This is a genomic window from Exiguobacterium sp. s64, from assembly GCF_018618035.1.
Taxonomy (GTDB): domain Bacteria; phylum Bacillota; class Bacilli; order Exiguobacteriales; family Exiguobacteriaceae; genus Exiguobacterium; species Exiguobacterium mexicanum_A.
In genome coordinates this window covers 38,352-55,595 of record NZ_JACSLH010000003.1, presented here as the reverse complement: position 1 = coordinate 55,595, position 17,244 = coordinate 38,352, and the positions used below count along the sequence as shown (strand labels likewise).

Below are 17,244 nucleotides of genomic sequence, written 5' to 3'. Positions count from 1 at the left end.
CGTCAACTACGCCATCCTTGATACGTTATTCAAATGAAAAACCGCGAGCACCCTCATGGGGCGCCCGCGGTTTTTGTTTACTTGTTCCAGTTGCGGAATCCGTCACCAAACTCGAGGTGCAAGTCGTCACCGAACACGCCGTTCTCGAACGTCGGTACGTCGACTGGGAGTTTGCCCGTCGGCTTCACTTCACCGAAGATGGCGCGAATGCCGGCCGGGAGGTTCGGACCTGCCGATTTGGCATTGCCCGCCTCTGAGTCCGGTCCGTTCGGGTCACCTTTGAAGCCGTAGATGATGAGCTGGGCCGGTGCGTCCGGTTGAACTGCCACATCGTACGGGTTACGCAGGCTGAGCAAGACTGACTTCTTGCCCGTCTCGTTCGCGTAACGGAACACTTCGGCCGGCACGTAGTTGTCCGCCGACGTCGATTTCAGCTTGGCGCTGTTGTTCACGTTCGAACCGACAATGATATAGTCGGCCGCATCGAGTTTCGCTTTCAAGTCTGGGTTTTGATCTAAGTGTTTCGTCGATGCCGTATAGTTCGCGGCGATGACGTTCACGTCTTTCATGTTGCCGGCGTTCTTCTCGAGCGACTTAATCGTCTTGATCATGCTGTCCGTCTGGTCTTTCGCCGGTGACAAGACGAGGACCGTCTCACCTTTTTTCGGTTTGAACGGAAGCGTCTTGTCGTCGTTCTTCACGAGCGTGACGGCCGCCTCGGCGATTTCACGTTCTTTCGCTTTATGCTCGGCACTGCCGACGACCGCGTTCGCCTCGGCGAGTTTCGCCTCGAGCGTCGTCGTGTCGACCGACTCGTCCCAAATACCACGTTTCGCTTTGAGCGTCAAAATCCGCTCGACCGCTGCATCAATCTTCTCTTCTGACAGGCGTCCGTCCTCGACAGCGCCCATGACGTCTTCAAAAATCGTCTCGAGCTTCACGACGTCCGCGTTCGACCGTAAAATCGTCGGCATGAGCGCGATATCAACGCCCGCATCGAACGTCTTGATGACCGCTTCCGCTTCCGTGAAGTTGTCGGCGATCGCCTGCATGTTCAAGGCGTCCGTGATGACGATGCCGTCGTAGCCCATGTCTTCCCGTAACACGCCCGTGATGACGTCATCCGAGAGCGTCGCCGGGAGCGGGAACGTGCCGCGCGGTGAGTTGACGACCTCATCCTCGATTTGCGGCATCCCGATGTGTGCCGTCATGATCATGTCGATGCCTTCCGTGATGGCCCGTTTGAACGGTAACAGTTCGAGCCCACGCAAGTCTTCGAGCGACTTGTCAACAATCGGAAGTCCGTAATGCGAGTCGACCGCCGTGTCACCATGACCCGGGAAATGCTTCGCCGTCGCAGCGACACCCTGGTCTTGAATCCCTTGCGTCATCGCCGAGCCGAGCTCGCCGACGAGTTCCGGGTCACTCGAGAACGAGCGGACGCCGATGACCGGGTTGGCCGGGTTGTTGTTGACGTCTAGTACCGGACCGAAGTTGACGTTCACCCCGAGAGCGTTCAACTCCGAACCGATGATATTCCCCGCGTCGTATGCGTACTGGCTGCTCCGTGTCGCCCCGAGCGCCATGTTACCCGGCAAGTTCGTGCCCGTGCCAAGCCGTGTCACGATCCCACCCTCTTGGTCGATCGTGATGAAGAGCGGTATATCGTTGCTTTCGTCTTGTTTGACGACTTCTTGGAGGTCGTGGACGAGTTTCGTCGTCTGTTCGGTCTCGGTCACGTTTTCCGCGAACAAGATGACACCCCCGAGGTCAAACCGATCGACGACCCGCGCCACGTCTGTCGCGAGTGCCGTATGGTTCGCCCCGTTCCATAATCGGAAGTCTGGCATGATCATTTGGCCGAGCTTTTGTTCAAGCGTCATCGAATCGAGCTTGGCGTCGACACGCTGCTCAATCGACGGGGCCGGCGTCTCCTCTGCCACGACCGCGTTCGCCATCGGGACCGATGAGACGAGTAGTGCTGTCGTTAGCCCCAGTGTCGCCGTCCAGTTCAGTGCTTTGTTCATGTTTTCCCCACTCCTTTTTGAAAGTTTCCCCTACCCCCAAACAAAAAGGCATGGAGGAAGAAGCGTTGCCTCACCAACGCTCGTTCACCCCATGCCTGATCGTATCAGTTACATATGGTCCTTATTCAGGTGGTCAACGTCAGTATAGCAATTCAAAAAATGGGAAACAACACTTCACGTGAAAGCGTAACCATTTTGAAATATATGTTCTGTTTTGACACACAGCTGACCTGTATTGGCAAAGCCAATAATTTCGCTGGTTCGAATTCGGCCCCATCTTTGGTAAACTCATTCCGTTAGGGGTTAACTTTCACAAAGGGGGAAATCATCTTGGCACGAGGGGAAATCAAACGAAAGCCGGAATGGTTAAAGATTAAACTGAACACGAACGAGACATACACCGGTCTCAAAAACATGATGCGCGAGAAAAATCTACATACCGTCTGTGAGGAAGCGAAATGTCCGAACATCCACGAATGTTGGGCCGTCCGCCGTACGGCGACGTTCATGATTCTCGGAAGTATCTGTACGCGGGCTTGCCGCTTCTGCGCCGTCACGACAGGCAAACCGAACGAGCTCGACTGGGAAGAACCGAAACGCGTCGCCGAATCGGTCCGTCTCATGAATTTGAAGCACGTCGTCATCACGGCCGTCGCCCGCGACGACTTGAACGATTACGGGGCGACCGTCTTCGCCGAGACAGTCCGCGCTGTCCGTAGCATGAACCCCGAGACGTCAATCGAAGTGCTCCCGTCCGATATGATGGGTGACTTCTCGGCACTCCAGACGCTCATCGATGCCGGACCGGACATCATGAACCATAACTTGGAGACGGTCCGCCGCTTGACGCCGAGAGTCCGCGCCAAAGCGACGTACGACCGGACGCTCGAATTTTTGAAACGGTCGAAAGAGCTGAACCCGGACATCCCGACGAAGTCGTCGATCATGGTCGGACTCGGCGAGACACGCGAAGAGTTGATTGAGGCGATGGATGACCTGCGGGCCCACCACGTCGATATCCTCACGCTTGGCCAATACTTGCAGCCGACGAAGAAGCATCTCGACGTCGAGCGTTACTACCATCCAGATGAGTTCGCCGAGTTGAAAGAGATCGCCTTGGCGAAAGGCTTCTCCCACTGTGAAGCCGGACCGCTCGTCCGTTCTTCATATCATGCGGACGAACAAGTCCACAAGGCGCGTCGTCATACGATGTTGCCAATCGACTAAGAGAAAGAAGAGACACATATGACTGGAACGACATGGCATTTGCTTCACACCGCCCCGCTGTCCCCGGCCGAGAACATGGCCATCGACGAGGCCATCGCCGGCTGGGTCGCACGCGGCGACATGAAACCGACACTCCGTTTTTACGCCTGGGCCCCGCACGCCATCAGCGTCGGGCGCTTCCAACGGGCGACGCGCGACCTCGACCGCGACGCGCTCGCGTTGAATGGCATCCCGGTCGTCCGCCGTTTGACCGGTGGGCGGGCCGTCTTGCACGCAGATGAACTGACGTATAGCGTCATCTTGCCGGAGACGATGCCGTCCTTGCCGACGAACGTCATCGAGAGCTATCGCCTCCTGACCGAAGGGGTGCGTCGCGGCTACCACGCGCTCGGCGTCCCGGCCGAATTCTCGGTACCATTGACCGAGGCAGACCGCGAGGCGCTCCGAAAACCGAAGTCGGCCGTCTGTTTTGACGCCGCTTCGTACTACGAGCTCGCCGTCGGCGGGAAAAAGATTGCCGGGAGCGCCCAAGTGCGCCACCAAGGCGCCGTCTTGCAACACGGGTCAATCCCATTGTCGATTGACGATGACGTCTTGTTCGACTGCTTCAATCTCGAGGCCGATGCGAAGGCGGAGGCGAAAGCCCGCTTTGGTGACAAGGCCGTCTCCTTGAACGAGACACTCGGACGACCGGTCGCCTTCGACGAGGTCGCGGCAGCGTTCACGGACGGGTTCCGTGACGCGTTCGATTTGACGTTCGAACCGCTGACGTTCACCGAGACGCAGCAACAAGAGATTCAGCAACTCGTCGCCAAGTACGAGAGTGACGAATGGGTCTGGAAACGCTAAATCCAAACAACACCCGATTGAAGAGAGGTTCACCTCACTTCGATCGGGTGTTTTCGTTATTGTTGCGTATAAATCGAGACCGAGCCTTCGTTGACGAAGAACTGACCCCAGCCGTCAGCATTGATCGTGACGAGACGGGAGTTGTTGTTCGTCATGTCTTTCCATACCTCGCCGGCGTTCTGTTTGCCGACGTACATCCACTTCGAGCCGCCCGGACCGTCCGATAGGATTGTCGCGAGACCCGATTTGGCGCGGTCGGTCACCCCTTCACGTGTCCAGCCGATGACGTCCTGATGATCGAGATAGTCATGCTGCGTCCCGTAGGCGAAGTCTTTTCGTGCCTTCAGAATCGGTTGGAGCGTGCCCGACATGTTCGGGATCTCACGGTTCGTCGTCCCTTTCGTTCCATAATAGTCCCCGTAGAAGAGGGCCGGATAGCCTTGACCGCGCGTCATGATCGTCGCGTAGGCGAGCGGTTTGAACCAGTTGGCGACCGTCGACTCGAGCGACTGGCCCGGTTGTGAATCGTGGTTATCGACAATCGTCACGGACAGCGACGGATGCTGCTCGGTGACGGTGCCTTTCAAGATGTTGCGCATATCGTAATACCCGCCGCCGTTACCGGCCGCTTGGAAGTTGTAATGGAGTGGCACATCGAAGACGGAGTGCGTGTAGCCCGTCTTGTACAGATAGTCGTTGATGGCACCGAGATCATTCTTCCAATACTCGGCGACCGTGAACAACTCTTTCCCGGTCGTCTGGCGCACGCTCGTCACCCACTCCTTCAAGTACGAGTGGCTGATATGTTTGACCGCATCCAACCGGAAACCGTCGAGCCCGAGCGAGTCGGCGTACCATTTGCCCCAGTTCTTCATCTCTTGGCGGACCTCGGGATGTTCGAAGTCAACGTCCGCGTACATGAGGTAGTCATAGTTTCCGTTCTCGTTCGACACGTCCGTGTCCCACTCCTTGCCCGTGCTCTTGAACTTATAGATGCGGCTCAAGCTGCGTGACTGATCCCAATCGGTCCCGTCAAAATGGTACCAGCGCCATTTGAACGGAGAGTATGTATTGTTGCGCCCCGCGAAATTGAAGCCGGTCCAGGCTGAGATGCCGTACTCCCCGGACGTCTCTTGGTTCCGGTTCGACGGATTGACCTCGATTGCCTGGACGGACTCGGTATAGTCGGCACCGCCCTTATGATTCATGACGACGTCGCCGTAGACGCCGATGCCTTTGCCGCGCAAGTTCGAGATGGCGGTCTGGAGCTGGGCTTTCGTGCCGTACTTCGTCCGGGTCGTCCCTTTTTGATTGAACTCGCCGAGGTCGTATAAATCGTACGCCCCATACCCGACATCGTTCTGTGACGTGCCTTTATACGCCGGCGGGATCCACACCGTCGTCACCCCGATGTCTTTCAAGTGCTGCGAGTCGTTCGATAACCGATTCCAATGCAGGCCGTCGTTCGGGACGTACCACTCAAAGTACTGCATCATCGTGCCGTTTTGCGGCGTCGCCGCCTGTGCGACCGGTTGCCCAGCGAGTAGTGCAATCGCAGTGACACCAGCCGTCACCGCCAAGCCTTTCCGTCTTTTACCCATGCCCTTTCCTCCTCTTCAAAATGAATGCAAGCGATTTCATTAATTATCATGCCCGATTCTATTTTGGTTGAATAGAGGATTTCCATAAAACAGTTCTCTGCACCTAACTATTTTTTTCTTGAATAGTTCAGTCGACCAAAACAAAACGGATGGCTTATGCCATCCGCCTAGTCATTCATTCCGTTCCAAACGTTTTCGCTTCACGAGGAAACCGAGATACGGGAGTCCTGTGAAGACGAGCCCGATGACGACAAGCGTCTGTAACACCAAAATGATGGCTTCCGCCGTCTGCGGCCAATCTAGTTGAAGCATGAACACAAATCCAAGTGATAACAGCAAGCAGATGAGCGCACCCCGCCCCATCGCACGCTCGACTTGCCCATATTTCTCTTGGGTCGTCTGGCGATCGGTATAGAGAGGTGTCGCGTCCGGACTGCCTTTGAATACGTGAATCTCATCACCGGTCGACGTCACGTGCTCCCACCCGCTCGCGGCGAACAGCTCAAAGTAATCCTCGTCAGGCTGTTTGCGATAATCGAGACTGTAGCGTACGTCCATCGGCTCCCCTTCGACGAGCGTATAGCCGAGCGGTGCGAACTTCTCTAAATGCCAGCCCCGGGCTGCCATCTCTCCTAGCTTTTTCATTTCTTTTTCTTCCGCGAACGCCAAGCCCCAACTCGACATATATTTCCGTTTCATCGGTGTACCTCCCCGTCTAAAATGAAGCGTGCATCATCAACGATTGTTTGCCGTCGTTTTACGTCTTCCTCCACGAGCGCGCGTCCTCGGCTCGTGATCACATAGCGTTTCTGCTTCCCGTCCCCGTCGATCGGCTCGATCAACTGGGCGTTCACGAGCTTCTTGATGATTGTGTACATCGACGCCGGACCGATCTTGATCCGTCCGTTCGTCAGCTCCTCGACGAACTGCATAATCAAATAACCGTGACGCGCCTCGGTCAAGGCGAGCAGGATATAGAGCATGCTGTCGGTCAATTCTCCGAGCTCGATCGTGTCATTGCGCGGCATCCCGCCACCTCCTATATCATTCATTGATATATCTTACCCTTAATATATATCGTTGAATGATATATGTCAATAAATGATATAAAAAAAGGCGCAGACAATTTGTCTGCGGCCTCCTTAACTGGTGACGTAATCTAAATCGTGCAAGATGTACGCCAAGAAGAACAACATGCTCGGGTTCTCATAACGCATCTGCACTTTACGGAGTTGCTCCCGATACGTGACCTCATATTCGGCCCCGTTCATCTTCCTCTCCATGTTCATCTTGATGAGCGCGTCGAGCTTGTCCATCATATCGACGAGCATGCCTTCATACGTGTCATCTTTCGAATCGGCCATATAGCGGCGGAACGCCGGCTGCATATAGTCTGGAAGGAGCGACAACAGTGCCTCGCTCTCAGCCCGTTCGTATGCCTCGAACGCCGTCCCGGTCTCGGCGGTCGAATGCTTTACCGGTCCGAGCACGTCCCCGGTCACCCCTTCGACGAGGTCGTGACAGAGAAGTCGGGCCGTCAGTTCGGCGACATCGACGTCGACATCATACTTCTCGCGCTCCAACAAGCCGCTGAACAGCCCGAGCGCGGCCGCCCGGAATCCATGGATGGCGTCGTTATCGTCGATCGTATTGAAACGGCCTTTCCACCGTCTTACACTGTCCATCCGCATGACGTTCTCGATGAACGTCGCCACGTCGGTCTCGGCCTCGACTTGTTCATAGAGCCAGCGGACCGATTCGAGCGGATGATTGCGCAGGGCTGCTTTCATCTCTTCAAGCTTCGCGACGAAATGGGGCGAGCCGTGTCCGACTTCCCGGCGGACGAACAGCATCGCGTCGAACGAATCGATTCCATCGACGAGCCGTCCTTCGAATGAGTCGTCCTCCGCCTCGACGAGGAAACGATAAAAATGCGGCCGGAGCGACTGCGACAACAACTCGACGAGTCCGAGACTCGCCGTCCGCTCCATCCGTTCGATATGTTCTTTGAGCGTCGATTCTTTTTTCGTCCGGTGCATGATTGGACCGGTCTGCACTTCGTTCATATCATGGAACAGCGCCTTGCCGAGCACGTCGAGCAAATTGACGTCCCGTCCATTGTTCTCTTCGTAGTACGCCGCGATCAAGCTGAAGACAGCGACGCGGAAACTGTGGCTTGCCGCATTGTCATGATAATGCGGCGCATACTCGTCCCAACGTTGCACGTTCTGCATACGTGTCATCTTGCGGATAAACGTTCCGTTATACATCAAATTCCCCCTTGGTTCAGTCGCTCCCACGAGTCATCGTGACAGACGACATACAACATATCGTTCGCTTGAAGCGGTGTATCGAGCACCGTCGCGTAATCGAGACGGTCGTTGACGGCGATTAACGTGACGCCTTGATGCAACAAGCTTTCCGCAGCGTCCCGGATGGTCGTCCATTCCGGTTTCGGCGCGAGCGCCTGGATGTTGCCGCCTGACTGTTTACTAAGCAGCTGACGGAAAATCGATGTCGTCCCCGGCTGCAGCGTCGCTTTCGCCATGAGGAGTGACACCGAGTCGTTCGCGAGAATAAAGTCGTCGATTCGGACGTGTTTGAATTTCGAGATGTTCCGTTCTTCGCACACCTCGACGACCGTATGCAAATCGACGCCGCGTTCAGACGAGAGCGCTTCGACCGCTGACGCGATGAGCAATGATTTCCCGTCGGCGAGGAGTGTCTCCGTGATGCGGGCATCCGCGAAGATGGCGACCCGGCGCGCCTTTAAAATATTGGCCTGCAAGAGCACGGACTCGTCCGACGCGTCACCGTGGACGAAGTGGACGTGATCGTGGTCGTACGGTTCTTGCTTCAACTGATCGATTAAGACGATCTCGGCCTTTGGCTCATAGACGAGCACTTCATCGATGGCCTTCTTTGTCTTCGGCGACCAGCCGATATAGACGTAATGTCCTTCTCCTCGATACATGAGCTTTCCCTCCCGTTTTAACCGTTGAAACGTCGCACCGACTTCAACGAGTTTTCCAATCAACGCCCCGATAATCCCAATCCCGAACAGGAACAAGAATATCCCGAGCCAGCGTCCCGCGACCGATGTCGGAAAAAAGTCACCGTATCCGACGGTCGTGAGCGTCGTCATCGTCCACCAAAACGAGTCGAACATCGACGGGAACGTCTCGGGCTCGAGCACAAACCCGAGGACGGTACCGGTCAAGATGATGCCTAGCGATGCCAAGACGACGTTCAAAAACGATAATTTCGATAATCCGCGCCAGACACGAAAAAAGATATGCACAGAAAATTCCCTCCTTTTCCTATATACTAGAGACAACTTACTTGATTTACAGAATTTGCGAACGAGAAAGCCCACTGCTTCAGTGTGGGATGAACGTGAGCTTGATTTCGGAATTCCGCTAGTCGGAATTTCAGAGATCAACACGTGTGATCTTATCCCGAGAAAATGTATCGCTTAAATAGACAAAGTGATACGATAAACGTATGAACAACTATCGAAGAACCAACACCACCGTGTCGATGCTCCATTATCATTTCGTGTTCTGCCCGAGGTATCGCCGAAAACTGTTCGATGACGACCTGTTCGAGCGACGGTTCAAAGAGATCGTCCATGATGTCTGCGAAGGGCTCGACATCCACCTCCTCGCCATCGAGTGCGACCGGGACCACACACATCTATTCTTATCCGCATTGCCGTCCATCAGCCCGTCCGATATCATGGCGCGCATCAAAGGCGTCTCGTCGAAGCGGCTCAGGGAGGAGTTCCCGCACCTCACACATCTCACGAGCCTCTGGACGAGATCCTTCTTCGTGTCGACGGCGGGAAACGTCTCCAGCGAGACCATCAAACGTTATGTCGAGGAACAAAAGACAAGGGGATGAGACCGTGTCGCAGACATTGACCGTGAACATCAAACTCCATCCGACGAAAGCGCAACAGGCCATCTTGGAGCGGATGATGGACACCTACATCCGCACGGCGAACCAGCTCGTCGCGGCCATGGTGCAGGCCCGGGAGAGCTTGAATCTGACGAGCAAACATGTCACGGCGGACCTGCCGAGCGCCGTCAAGAACCAGGCCATCCAGGACGCGAAGAGCATCTTCAAGAGGGCAAAGAAGAAGGACTTCCAGGTCATCCCCGTCTTGAAGAAACCGTACTGCACCTGGAACAACCAGAACTACTCGTTCGACTTCGAGTCGGTCTCCCTCCCGATCATCATCGACGGGAACGTGAAGAAGACGGTCATCCGCGCCGATATGGTCGACCCGGACAACCGGAACGCCACGCTCCTCGCCAACAAGCTCGGGACGCTCCGCATCACGAAGAAGTCGAACAAATGGATCGCCCAGATCGCCGTCACGATCCGCACGACGGAGAAGACGGGCACCAACGTGCTCGGGGTGGACCTCGGCCTGAAAGTCCCTGCCGTCGCGTCCACGGGCTGCGACAAAGCGCGGTTCTTCGGGAACGGGCGCGAGAACAAGTACATGAAGCGCAAGTTCCGGGCGAAGCGGAAAGAGCTCGGTCAACACAAGAAACTGAAGGCGATCAAGAAACTGGACAACAAAGAACAGCGCTGGATGCGAGACAAGGATCACAAGGTGAGCCGTGGGATCGTCGACTTCGCGAAAGAGAACCACATCTCTGTCATCCGCCTCGAAAGACTGGCGAACATCCGACAGACGGCAAGAACAAGCCGTAAAAACAATAAGAACCTGCACACCTGGTCGTTCTATCGCTTAGCAACATTCATCGAATACAAGGCGAAGTTAGAAGGAATCAAGGTCGAATATGTCAACCCTGCATACACATCTCAGACATGTCCTTCTTGCGGGAACCGAAATAAAGCGAAAGATCGAACATATTCGTGTTCATGCGGATTCAAGAAGCATAGAGATTTAGTCGGTGCGATGAACATCCGATACGCACCTGTGGTTGATGGTGACAGTCAACCAGCCTGAGAACCTATAGGGTCTGTCTCAGGAGGGGTGATGGCACACCCTCATCTGAAGGCTCGGACAAAACAGAAATGGCCTGCGTCCGCACGGGCACTTCAGAATCCCACCCATCCTGAAGGGATGGGCTTGCGGCTTTAGCCGTGGGAGTGTCAAGTTCGGTTTCGTATAGAAAGAAAAAAGAAAGGACGACGTCATGAACTCAATCGTTTTAGAATATCGACTCTATAAAAATGAACTTTCGTTCGAGCCACTCTACCATTATACATCGCTCGGCCTCGATGAAGTACTCGCCCGCCGCGAATGCGAATTTTTCGTCAAGGACGGCATGACCTACAAACAGCGCTCATCGGCGCTTGAAGGCGAACAATATTTCTTGATTTACGTCGACCGCTACACGGAAGGCCCCGTCGACAAACACGAGACGAGCGACATCAAAGTTGAGATCCGCACGCTCGACGACCGCTTCGACAATCCGATGCTCGAGGCGTATTACGTCGACCGCCATCTCGACGCGCTCGCCATGCTCGGCAGCCAGTACTTGTACGTCGCCGGCAAAGAATATGAACGTGACTCGGCCGAGGCGGACGAAGATCGTGGCGTCTATGTCATTTACGTCACCCCTACAGGTTATACATTGGAGGAATCAACATGAAGACAAGCAAAAAAATCTTGAGCGGTCTGTCAGCCGCGGTATTAACCGCTTCACTCGCGGCGTGTGGCACCGACGAAACCGAACAAGCAACGTTACCGGAAGAACCGACGGGCTATGAGTGCGACGATTGGGACTGGGATGATGAGACGGAGTCATATTACTGTGACGACGAGCGCTCCCCTCACTTCGGGAGCTTCTTCTTACTCGGTAGCTTGTTCAATTCAAAGAGTGCATTGAAGAACTCCTCGTCTTATAAGAATTACCGTTCGAATGGCGGCGCCAACAGCATCACCCCGAACAAATCAAACTCAAGTTCCAAATCGGGACTCGGGAGCGGCTCACGAGGCGGCTTCGGGGGATGAAACGGGACGCATTATTCGGCCAAATCCCTTTCTTTTGGCCTGACTTGAACGACGAGGAATACGCCCTTTACGACTGTCTCACCATGTCCACGGACGCGGTGAGGCAGATTCGGGCGGCGACGCGTGACGTCGATACGATTTTCCGCAAGACGAACCGGCTGTTGCGAACGCTCCCGGACGATACGCTCCGCTTGCTCGGTTATCCCGAGGCGAGCTTGCCGTTCCTTCGGGACAAGGCGCTGCCGCAAGAGACGGTGATTGGCCGCTATGACTGGATTGTCAAAGACGGCACCATCAAATTGATGGAGTTCAATGCCGACACGCCGACGTTCATCAAAGAACTGTTCGATGTGAACGGCTATGTGACGACAGAATTCGGACTCGATGACCCGAACGCGACGTCGACCGACGAGCTCAAGACCGAACTTCGAAAAGCCGTCATCGCGGCGTGGCAACGACTCGGCCGGGACGGGACACCGAAAATCGTCTTCACGGCCCACGATGACAACATCGAGGACAAATGGACGACGCGTTTCCTCCAAGAGACGCTCGACTTGCCGTCGGAGTTCGTCCCGCTCGACCGTTTGCTCGTCGATACGGACGGCGTGTTCACACCGTCCGGGGAGCGGATTGACGTCTTGTATCGTCAGACGTACCCGATTGAACATCTGATCGACGACCGGGCACCCGATGGCGATTTAATCGGCATCCGCCTGCTCGAACTGAACGCGGCCAAACACGTCTCGCTCCTCAATCCGCTCTCGGCGTTTCTCATGCAGTCCAAAGGCGTCCAAGCGCTCATTTGGGAACTGTATGAGGCCGATACATATTTCGACGAAGCGGAGCGTTCTATCATCGAGACGTATTTTTTACCGACGTATCTCGAGGCCGAGCCGTTTATCGACAAGAGCGCATACGTACAAAAGCCCGCCTTCGGCCGAGAAGGCGACTCGGTCATCCTATACGACCAAGCCGGTGTCCCGTTCCATAAAGAGGCGCTCCAGACGTACGCGGACGAGACGGCGGTGTATCAACAGTTCATCGAGCTGCCGACCCGTCTGACGAACACGGTCAACGGTCCGCTTGAGACGCACTACATGGTCGGCTGTTTTTGCTTGAACGGCCATCCGTCCGCTCTCGGTGTCCGCGCCGGCAGCATGATCACGAACAACCAGTCTTACTACTTAGCCATCGGCACAACAAAGGAGAATAACTTATGACGTTCATCACGCTCGATTCCATCTTGAGCTTCCTCGCTCACCTCGGCACAGGGTTTGGCCTGATTTTAGCCGGACTTGTCGTCTTCGCCCTTACGACGAAGTATTCGGAACGTAAATTGATTAAAGAAGGTAACGTCGCCGTCGCCTTGAAACTTTGGGGGAAAGCAATCGGACTCGCCATCGTCATCTACACGGTGTGGGCGAACAGCGTTAACTTGCTCGATGCCTTCATCTGGGGACTCGTCGGGATTCTCGCTCAAGTGCTCGCCTTCTGGACGTTTGAATACGTCCTGACGCCAGGCGTGAACTTAGAGAAAGAAGTCGAGAACGGCAACCTCGCCATCGGGATCAGCCTTTTCTCCGCCTCACTCGTCGTCGGCATCATCGTCGCCGCGAGCTTGACGTACTAATCAAACAGCCCATGCGCTCAGGATTGAGGCATGGGCTGTTGCTATAAAGGAGGGACGAAATGTCTGCACGTGGATTTTTAATCTTGCTACTGGGAATGCTCACCGTCATCACCATTTCCGTGACCGCCGGAATCCAATCGTATAACGATGTACATGAAAAGCAAGCATCCGAACAGGTACAACAAGAATTGAACGACCAGATGACTGCCCAAGGGTGGTCTGCTTACGAATACCATAAATTAGAAGGATCGACCGTCACGCTATTCACGAACGCAGACGACACGATTCTCGGTCTAGGCATCATGAAAACGAACGGTGAGTTTAGTAGCTCGACACGTGACACAATTGAAGAAACACCATTCGACTGGGCTCATCTTGGCAATGGAACAGACGAATACCTTGGGGTTCGGTTGAACAATCAACCCGAAGACGTCGTGTACTTGCGGTTACAGAATTCCGATTGGAGTAAAACCTACATGGTCAACAATCCTCAAGACGAAGGATATATAAGGACTTACTTGATTACTCTAGAGAAGACGCTACTTGGCGACTGGACACTCGAAACGCTCGACCGTGAAAAAAATGTGCTTCATTCTGAACAATTATAAAAACCGCAAACCGATGACCGGTCTGCGGTGATGTGACGACTGTTTTTGCAGTCGTCTTTTCTTATGCTTTGGCGAGTACGGCCGATGGACCGAAGAACTCGTAACGGGCTTGTGGAATCGTTTGGACGACCGTCTCCATCATCGCGGTCGGGCCACACGTGTAGACGTCGTGTCCGTCGACATCGAGTGCTTCGAGTTGTTTTGCACTCATGCAACCTGATACGTCATCGACGTGTGTGATGAGCTGGAGACCAGCGTTCACAAGTTCATCGAGCTCTTCACCGAGCGGACGGAGGTTCGTGCTACGGACCGCGTGCAATAACGTGACTGAACGCCCTTGGCCGAGTGCCGTTTTCGCCATGTTGAAGAGCGGTGTGATGCCGATTCCGCCGGCGACGAGTGTGAGCGGACGATTTGTCTCTTCGAGGACAAATTCGCCAGCTGGGGCACTCACTGGAATTTCCGTGCCGACCGTCTGCTCATGGAGCCAGTTTGAGACGAGACCTTCCGCCTTCGGAGCGATCCAGTAGCCGTCTTCTGTCGTCTCGACGACGCTATATTGACGATGGTGCAAGATGTCTTCCCCAGCGATACGGGCTTGGACCGAGATGTATTGACCTGGGATGGCCGTCCCGACGACGCCATCGTTCGCTTTGATCCGGAATCGTTTCACTTCCGGCGTGTCTTCGATCACTTCAGCGACCGTGAACGGTTTGAAACCGATCCATGGCGCATCGGCATACATCTGTTTCTCGAGTGAGATGAAGACGTCGGCGATGACACCATATGCTTTCGCCCACGCGTCAATGATGTCCGGCGTGGCTGCTTCACCGAGCACGTCTTGAATCGCGCCAAGTAAGTTCTCGCCGACAATCGGATAATGTTCCGGACGGATGTTCAAGCTCTTATGTTTATGAAGCGCCGGTTGGATGGCTGGAAGAATCGCTTCGAGACGATCGATATGGACGGCTGCCGCGTAGACAGCGTTGGCGAGCGCCTCTGGCTGACGACCGCGTTTTTGGTTCGTATGGTTGAAGAAGTGGCGGACTTCTGGGTTGTTTTCGAACATGCGCTTATAGAAGTGACTCGTGATGGCAACGCCGTGGTCTTTCAAGACCGGTGCGGTTGCTTTGACGATATCCATGGTTTGTTGATCTAACATATTGTTTCCCCCTTTTTGAAAGTACACGTCCATTATGTGAGGTAAGTCACTCCAAAAGCAATATATAAAATACTTGTTTAGACACAAGTTCAAATTTCCGCCTTGAATCCGCCACGCTTTTTTCACATCTTCCATCGTCGCGCTTTCGTCAGATGTCTTGTACAATGAACGGATGAAGAGGTGAAACATCATGCGGCTCACGCAAACGTGCGATTACGCACTCCGAACACTCATGTATAGCGCCACGTTCTCCCATCGTCTCGTGACGATTCAAGAAGTGGCGGATCAATATCAGATTTCAAAGAACCACGTTATGAAAGTCGTCTATGAGCTCGGCAAGCACGGTTATCTCGAATCGGTGCGTGGCCGTGGCGGCGGTTTCCGACTCGCCCGACCGATGGAGGACATCAACGTCGGCGACGTCGTCCGGACGATGGAACCGTTCGAGCTCGTCGAATGTTTCGGCGAGGGACGATGTGTCATCGCGCCCGCATGCGATTTGCGGAGCGTCTTGAACGAGGCGATGCTCGCCTTCCTGCACGTGCTCGACCGCTACACAATCGCCGACCTCGTCGCCAACCGGACGAACGAACTCGCCATGTTGCTAGGCATACAAAACCCGACAGACTGAATAGTCCGTCGGGTTTTGTATGTCGGTATGATGTTTGCATGTCATCCCCACCAACGTTTCATGATTTTCTTCACGTATAACTCAGGAGATGTATGTTCCAGGAAATGATATAAACAATTGTTCAAATCAATCTCGAGGTTTTCATCAAGCTCATTCCCGTCCTCGTCGTACAATTCGAAGTGTTCATATTTCCAATCATCATATGCGTCTTGAAGCAAATCGTGATAGGATATCCAATCCTTTCCGAAATTTGAGATGAAAGTCGGTTTCCATTGATTAATATGGATGTCGTGCAACAACTCCTCAAATGGAGACGAATACCATTCTTTTGCTCCAAGATTTTTTACGATGGTTTGAAACACTTCCATCGTCATCGGCTCAACGTCCCCAGAGTAGTCATAGCTGACTTTATTGAATTGATATGGATGTGGAAACGACTCTACTGTTTTGACCCATTGATACGGAGGGTATTTCTCGATGATGTCCCCTAACAGTTTGGAAATGACAAGACTAATCTCCTGCTCGTCCAATCGTTTCATCCTCTCACTTATGTTAGCCGTGTAACCAATTATAGCGGTTTCAACTTCGCCTCGATTTCCGCTCGTCGCGGCTCGAGAAACGGCGGCAGCGCCAAGCGTTCCCCGAGTGACTCGACCGGCTCATCGGTCGCAAAGCCCGGCCCGTCCGTCGCGAGTTCCACTAAAATCCCGCTCGGCTCACGGAAATAAATCGATTTGAAATAATAACGGTCGATCAGGCCCGAATGACTGATGCCGAATGAATCGAGCCGCTCGACCCAACGCGCCATCTCCAAATCATCCTCGACGCGGATCGCGATGTGGTGGACACTGCCTCGTCCTGGACGCTCCGACGGTAAATCTGGACGGTCGACGAGATGAATCTCGGTCGCCACACCCCCGTCCCCCGTCTCGAACACACGAACCGATTGGCCGTTCCGTTCGAACTCGGACGTGAACCGATAACCAAGCACGTCCGTCAGTACCCGCTCCGTCTTCTCAATTCGCCGCACCGTCCACTCGCTAAATCCGAGGCCGAAGACGGCGACATTTGCCGGCACCGGTCCGTTTTTCCGCGGCGTCCCTGATCCGCCCTCGACAAGACAGAGCCGTTGCCCCTCCTCGTCCTCGAAGTAAAGCGTCGGACGACCGAGCACTTCCTCGACCGGATCATGGAGTACACCGAATTCGAAAAATCGCTCAAGCCAGTACGACAATGCCCCGTCCGGCACCCGAAGCGCTGTACGCGAGATGCTGCTCGACCCTTTATACGTTTGCCCGAGAAAAGGCAGCTCGAAGAACGTCAAATCCGTCCCCGGTGTCCCCGATTCATCTGCGTAAAACAAGTGATACATCGATGGATCGTCTTGGTTGACCGTCTTTTTGACAAGTCGCATCCCGAGTACCTCCGTATAGAATCGCAAGTTCTTCAACGCGTCCCCTGTCATCGCCGATACGTGATGTTGTCCTAAAATCGCCTTCATCCGACTTCTCCCC

Annotated in this window: 19 protein-coding genes; 10 read left to right on the top strand and 9 right to left on the bottom strand. The window is 54.4% G+C overall.

The annotated features are described in order from the left end of the window. Positions 1-77 precede the first annotated feature (77 nt). A complete protein-coding gene (locus KNP64_RS06230) occupies positions 78-2,027 on the bottom strand; it encodes a glycoside hydrolase family 3 protein (RefSeq protein WP_138858723.1) in 1,950 nt (649 codons plus the stop codon). A 327-nt stretch (positions 2,028-2,354) separates the two neighbouring features. Between KNP64_RS06230 and lipA the strand changes: the two genes are divergently transcribed. Further along, the gene (lipA, locus tag KNP64_RS06225) at positions 2,355-3,254 is read left to right on the top strand and encodes a lipoyl synthase (RefSeq protein ID WP_308162274.1); all 900 of its coding nucleotides are present in this window, start codon (positions 2,355-2,357) and stop codon (positions 3,252-3,254) included. A gap of 18 nt (positions 3,255-3,272) precedes the next feature. After that, the gene (locus KNP64_RS06220; protein WP_138858721.1) at positions 3,273-4,103 is read left to right on the top strand and encodes a lipoate--protein ligase family protein; all 831 of its coding nucleotides are present in this window, start codon (positions 3,273-3,275) and stop codon (positions 4,101-4,103) included. A gap of 56 nt (positions 4,104-4,159) precedes the next feature. Here the strand turns inward: KNP64_RS06220 and amyS are convergent, their stop codons facing one another. From amyS to KNP64_RS06195, 5 genes are all read right to left on the bottom strand, one after another. Next, on the bottom strand, positions 4,160-5,704 hold the full coding sequence (gene amyS / locus KNP64_RS06215) for an alpha-amylase (RefSeq protein ID WP_214792157.1): 1,545 nt from the start codon (positions 5,702-5,704) through the stop codon (positions 4,160-4,162). 171 nt (positions 5,705-5,875) lie between these two features. Continuing rightward, a complete protein-coding gene (locus tag KNP64_RS06210) occupies positions 5,876-6,403 on the bottom strand; it encodes a DUF2812 domain-containing protein (RefSeq protein ID WP_214764389.1) in 528 nt (175 codons plus the stop codon). Further along, positions 6,400-6,732 (bottom strand): PadR family transcriptional regulator, encoded by a 333-nt coding sequence (locus KNP64_RS06205; RefSeq protein WP_214764390.1) that lies wholly within the window; start codon positions 6,730-6,732, stop codon positions 6,400-6,402. The genes KNP64_RS06210 and KNP64_RS06205 overlap by 4 nt, the downstream gene beginning before the upstream one ends. A gap of 114 nt (positions 6,733-6,846) precedes the next feature. After that, the gene (locus tag KNP64_RS06200) at positions 6,847-7,974 is read right to left on the bottom strand and encodes a YfbR-like 5'-deoxynucleotidase (protein ID WP_214764391.1); all 1,128 of its coding nucleotides are present in this window, start codon (positions 7,972-7,974) and stop codon (positions 6,847-6,849) included. Beyond that, entirely contained in the window at positions 7,974-9,005 is a 1,032-nt protein-coding gene (locus KNP64_RS06195; protein ID WP_214764392.1) for an ion channel, read from the bottom strand. Before KNP64_RS06195 ends, KNP64_RS06200 begins: the two co-directional genes overlap by 1 nt. A 203-nt stretch (positions 9,006-9,208) precedes the next feature. On the opposite strand from KNP64_RS06195, the gene tnpA reads away from it, so the two are divergent. From tnpA to KNP64_RS06160, 7 genes are all read left to right on the top strand, one after another. After that, entirely contained in the window at positions 9,209-9,607 is a 399-nt protein-coding gene (gene tnpA, locus KNP64_RS06190; protein ID WP_138858715.1) for an IS200/IS605 family transposase, read from the top strand. A 4-nt stretch (positions 9,608-9,611) separates the two neighbouring features. Beyond that, complete coding sequence (locus KNP64_RS06185; RefSeq protein ID WP_214792155.1) at positions 9,612-10,688, top strand: RNA-guided endonuclease InsQ/TnpB family protein; 1,077 nt, start codon at positions 9,612-9,614, stop codon at positions 10,686-10,688. 190 nt (positions 10,689-10,878) lie between these two features. Beyond that, positions 10,879-11,337: a hypothetical protein gene (locus tag KNP64_RS06180; RefSeq protein WP_214708348.1), complete on the top strand. Its 459-nt coding sequence runs from the start codon at positions 10,879-10,881 to the stop codon at positions 11,335-11,337. Then, on the top strand, positions 11,334-11,699 hold the full coding sequence (locus KNP64_RS06175; RefSeq protein ID WP_214792153.1) for a hypothetical protein: 366 nt from the start codon (positions 11,334-11,336) through the stop codon (positions 11,697-11,699). The genes KNP64_RS06180 and KNP64_RS06175 overlap by 4 nt, the downstream gene beginning before the upstream one ends. Continuing rightward, a complete protein-coding gene (locus KNP64_RS06170) occupies positions 11,696-12,919 on the top strand; it encodes a glutathionylspermidine synthase family protein (RefSeq protein ID WP_128123552.1) in 1,224 nt (407 codons plus the stop codon). The genes KNP64_RS06175 and KNP64_RS06170 overlap by 4 nt, the downstream gene beginning before the upstream one ends. Beyond that, positions 12,916-13,329 (top strand): DUF350 domain-containing protein, encoded by a 414-nt coding sequence (locus tag KNP64_RS06165; protein WP_021066039.1) that lies wholly within the window; start codon positions 12,916-12,918, stop codon positions 13,327-13,329. The genes KNP64_RS06170 and KNP64_RS06165 overlap by 4 nt, the downstream gene beginning before the upstream one ends. A gap of 59 nt (positions 13,330-13,388) precedes the next feature. Further along, entirely contained in the window at positions 13,389-13,937 is a 549-nt protein-coding gene (locus KNP64_RS06160; protein WP_128123554.1) for a hypothetical protein, read from the top strand. Positions 13,938-13,998: 61 nt separating this feature from the next. Here the strand turns inward: KNP64_RS06160 and KNP64_RS06155 are convergent, their stop codons facing one another. After that, positions 13,999-15,099 carry a globin domain-containing protein gene (locus KNP64_RS06155; RefSeq protein ID WP_128123555.1) on the bottom strand — a complete coding sequence of 367 codons (1,101 nt, stop codon included), beginning with the start codon at positions 15,097-15,099 and terminating at the stop codon, positions 13,999-14,001. A 190-nt stretch (positions 15,100-15,289) separates the two neighbouring features. Between KNP64_RS06155 and KNP64_RS06150 the strand changes: the two genes are divergently transcribed. Beyond that, positions 15,290-15,730: an RrF2 family transcriptional regulator gene (locus KNP64_RS06150; protein WP_021066036.1), complete on the top strand. Its 441-nt coding sequence runs from the start codon at positions 15,290-15,292 to the stop codon at positions 15,728-15,730. A gap of 41 nt (positions 15,731-15,771) precedes the next feature. Here KNP64_RS06150 and KNP64_RS06145 read toward each other — a convergent pair whose 3' ends face one another. Continuing rightward, on the bottom strand, positions 15,772-16,269 hold the full coding sequence (locus KNP64_RS06145; RefSeq protein WP_214792152.1) for a hypothetical protein: 498 nt from the start codon (positions 16,267-16,269) through the stop codon (positions 15,772-15,774). A 29-nt stretch (positions 16,270-16,298) separates the two neighbouring features. Then, complete coding sequence (locus KNP64_RS06140; RefSeq protein WP_214792150.1) at positions 16,299-17,231, bottom strand: ring-cleaving dioxygenase; 933 nt, start codon at positions 17,229-17,231, stop codon at positions 16,299-16,301. Positions 17,232-17,244: the final 13 nt, after the last annotated feature.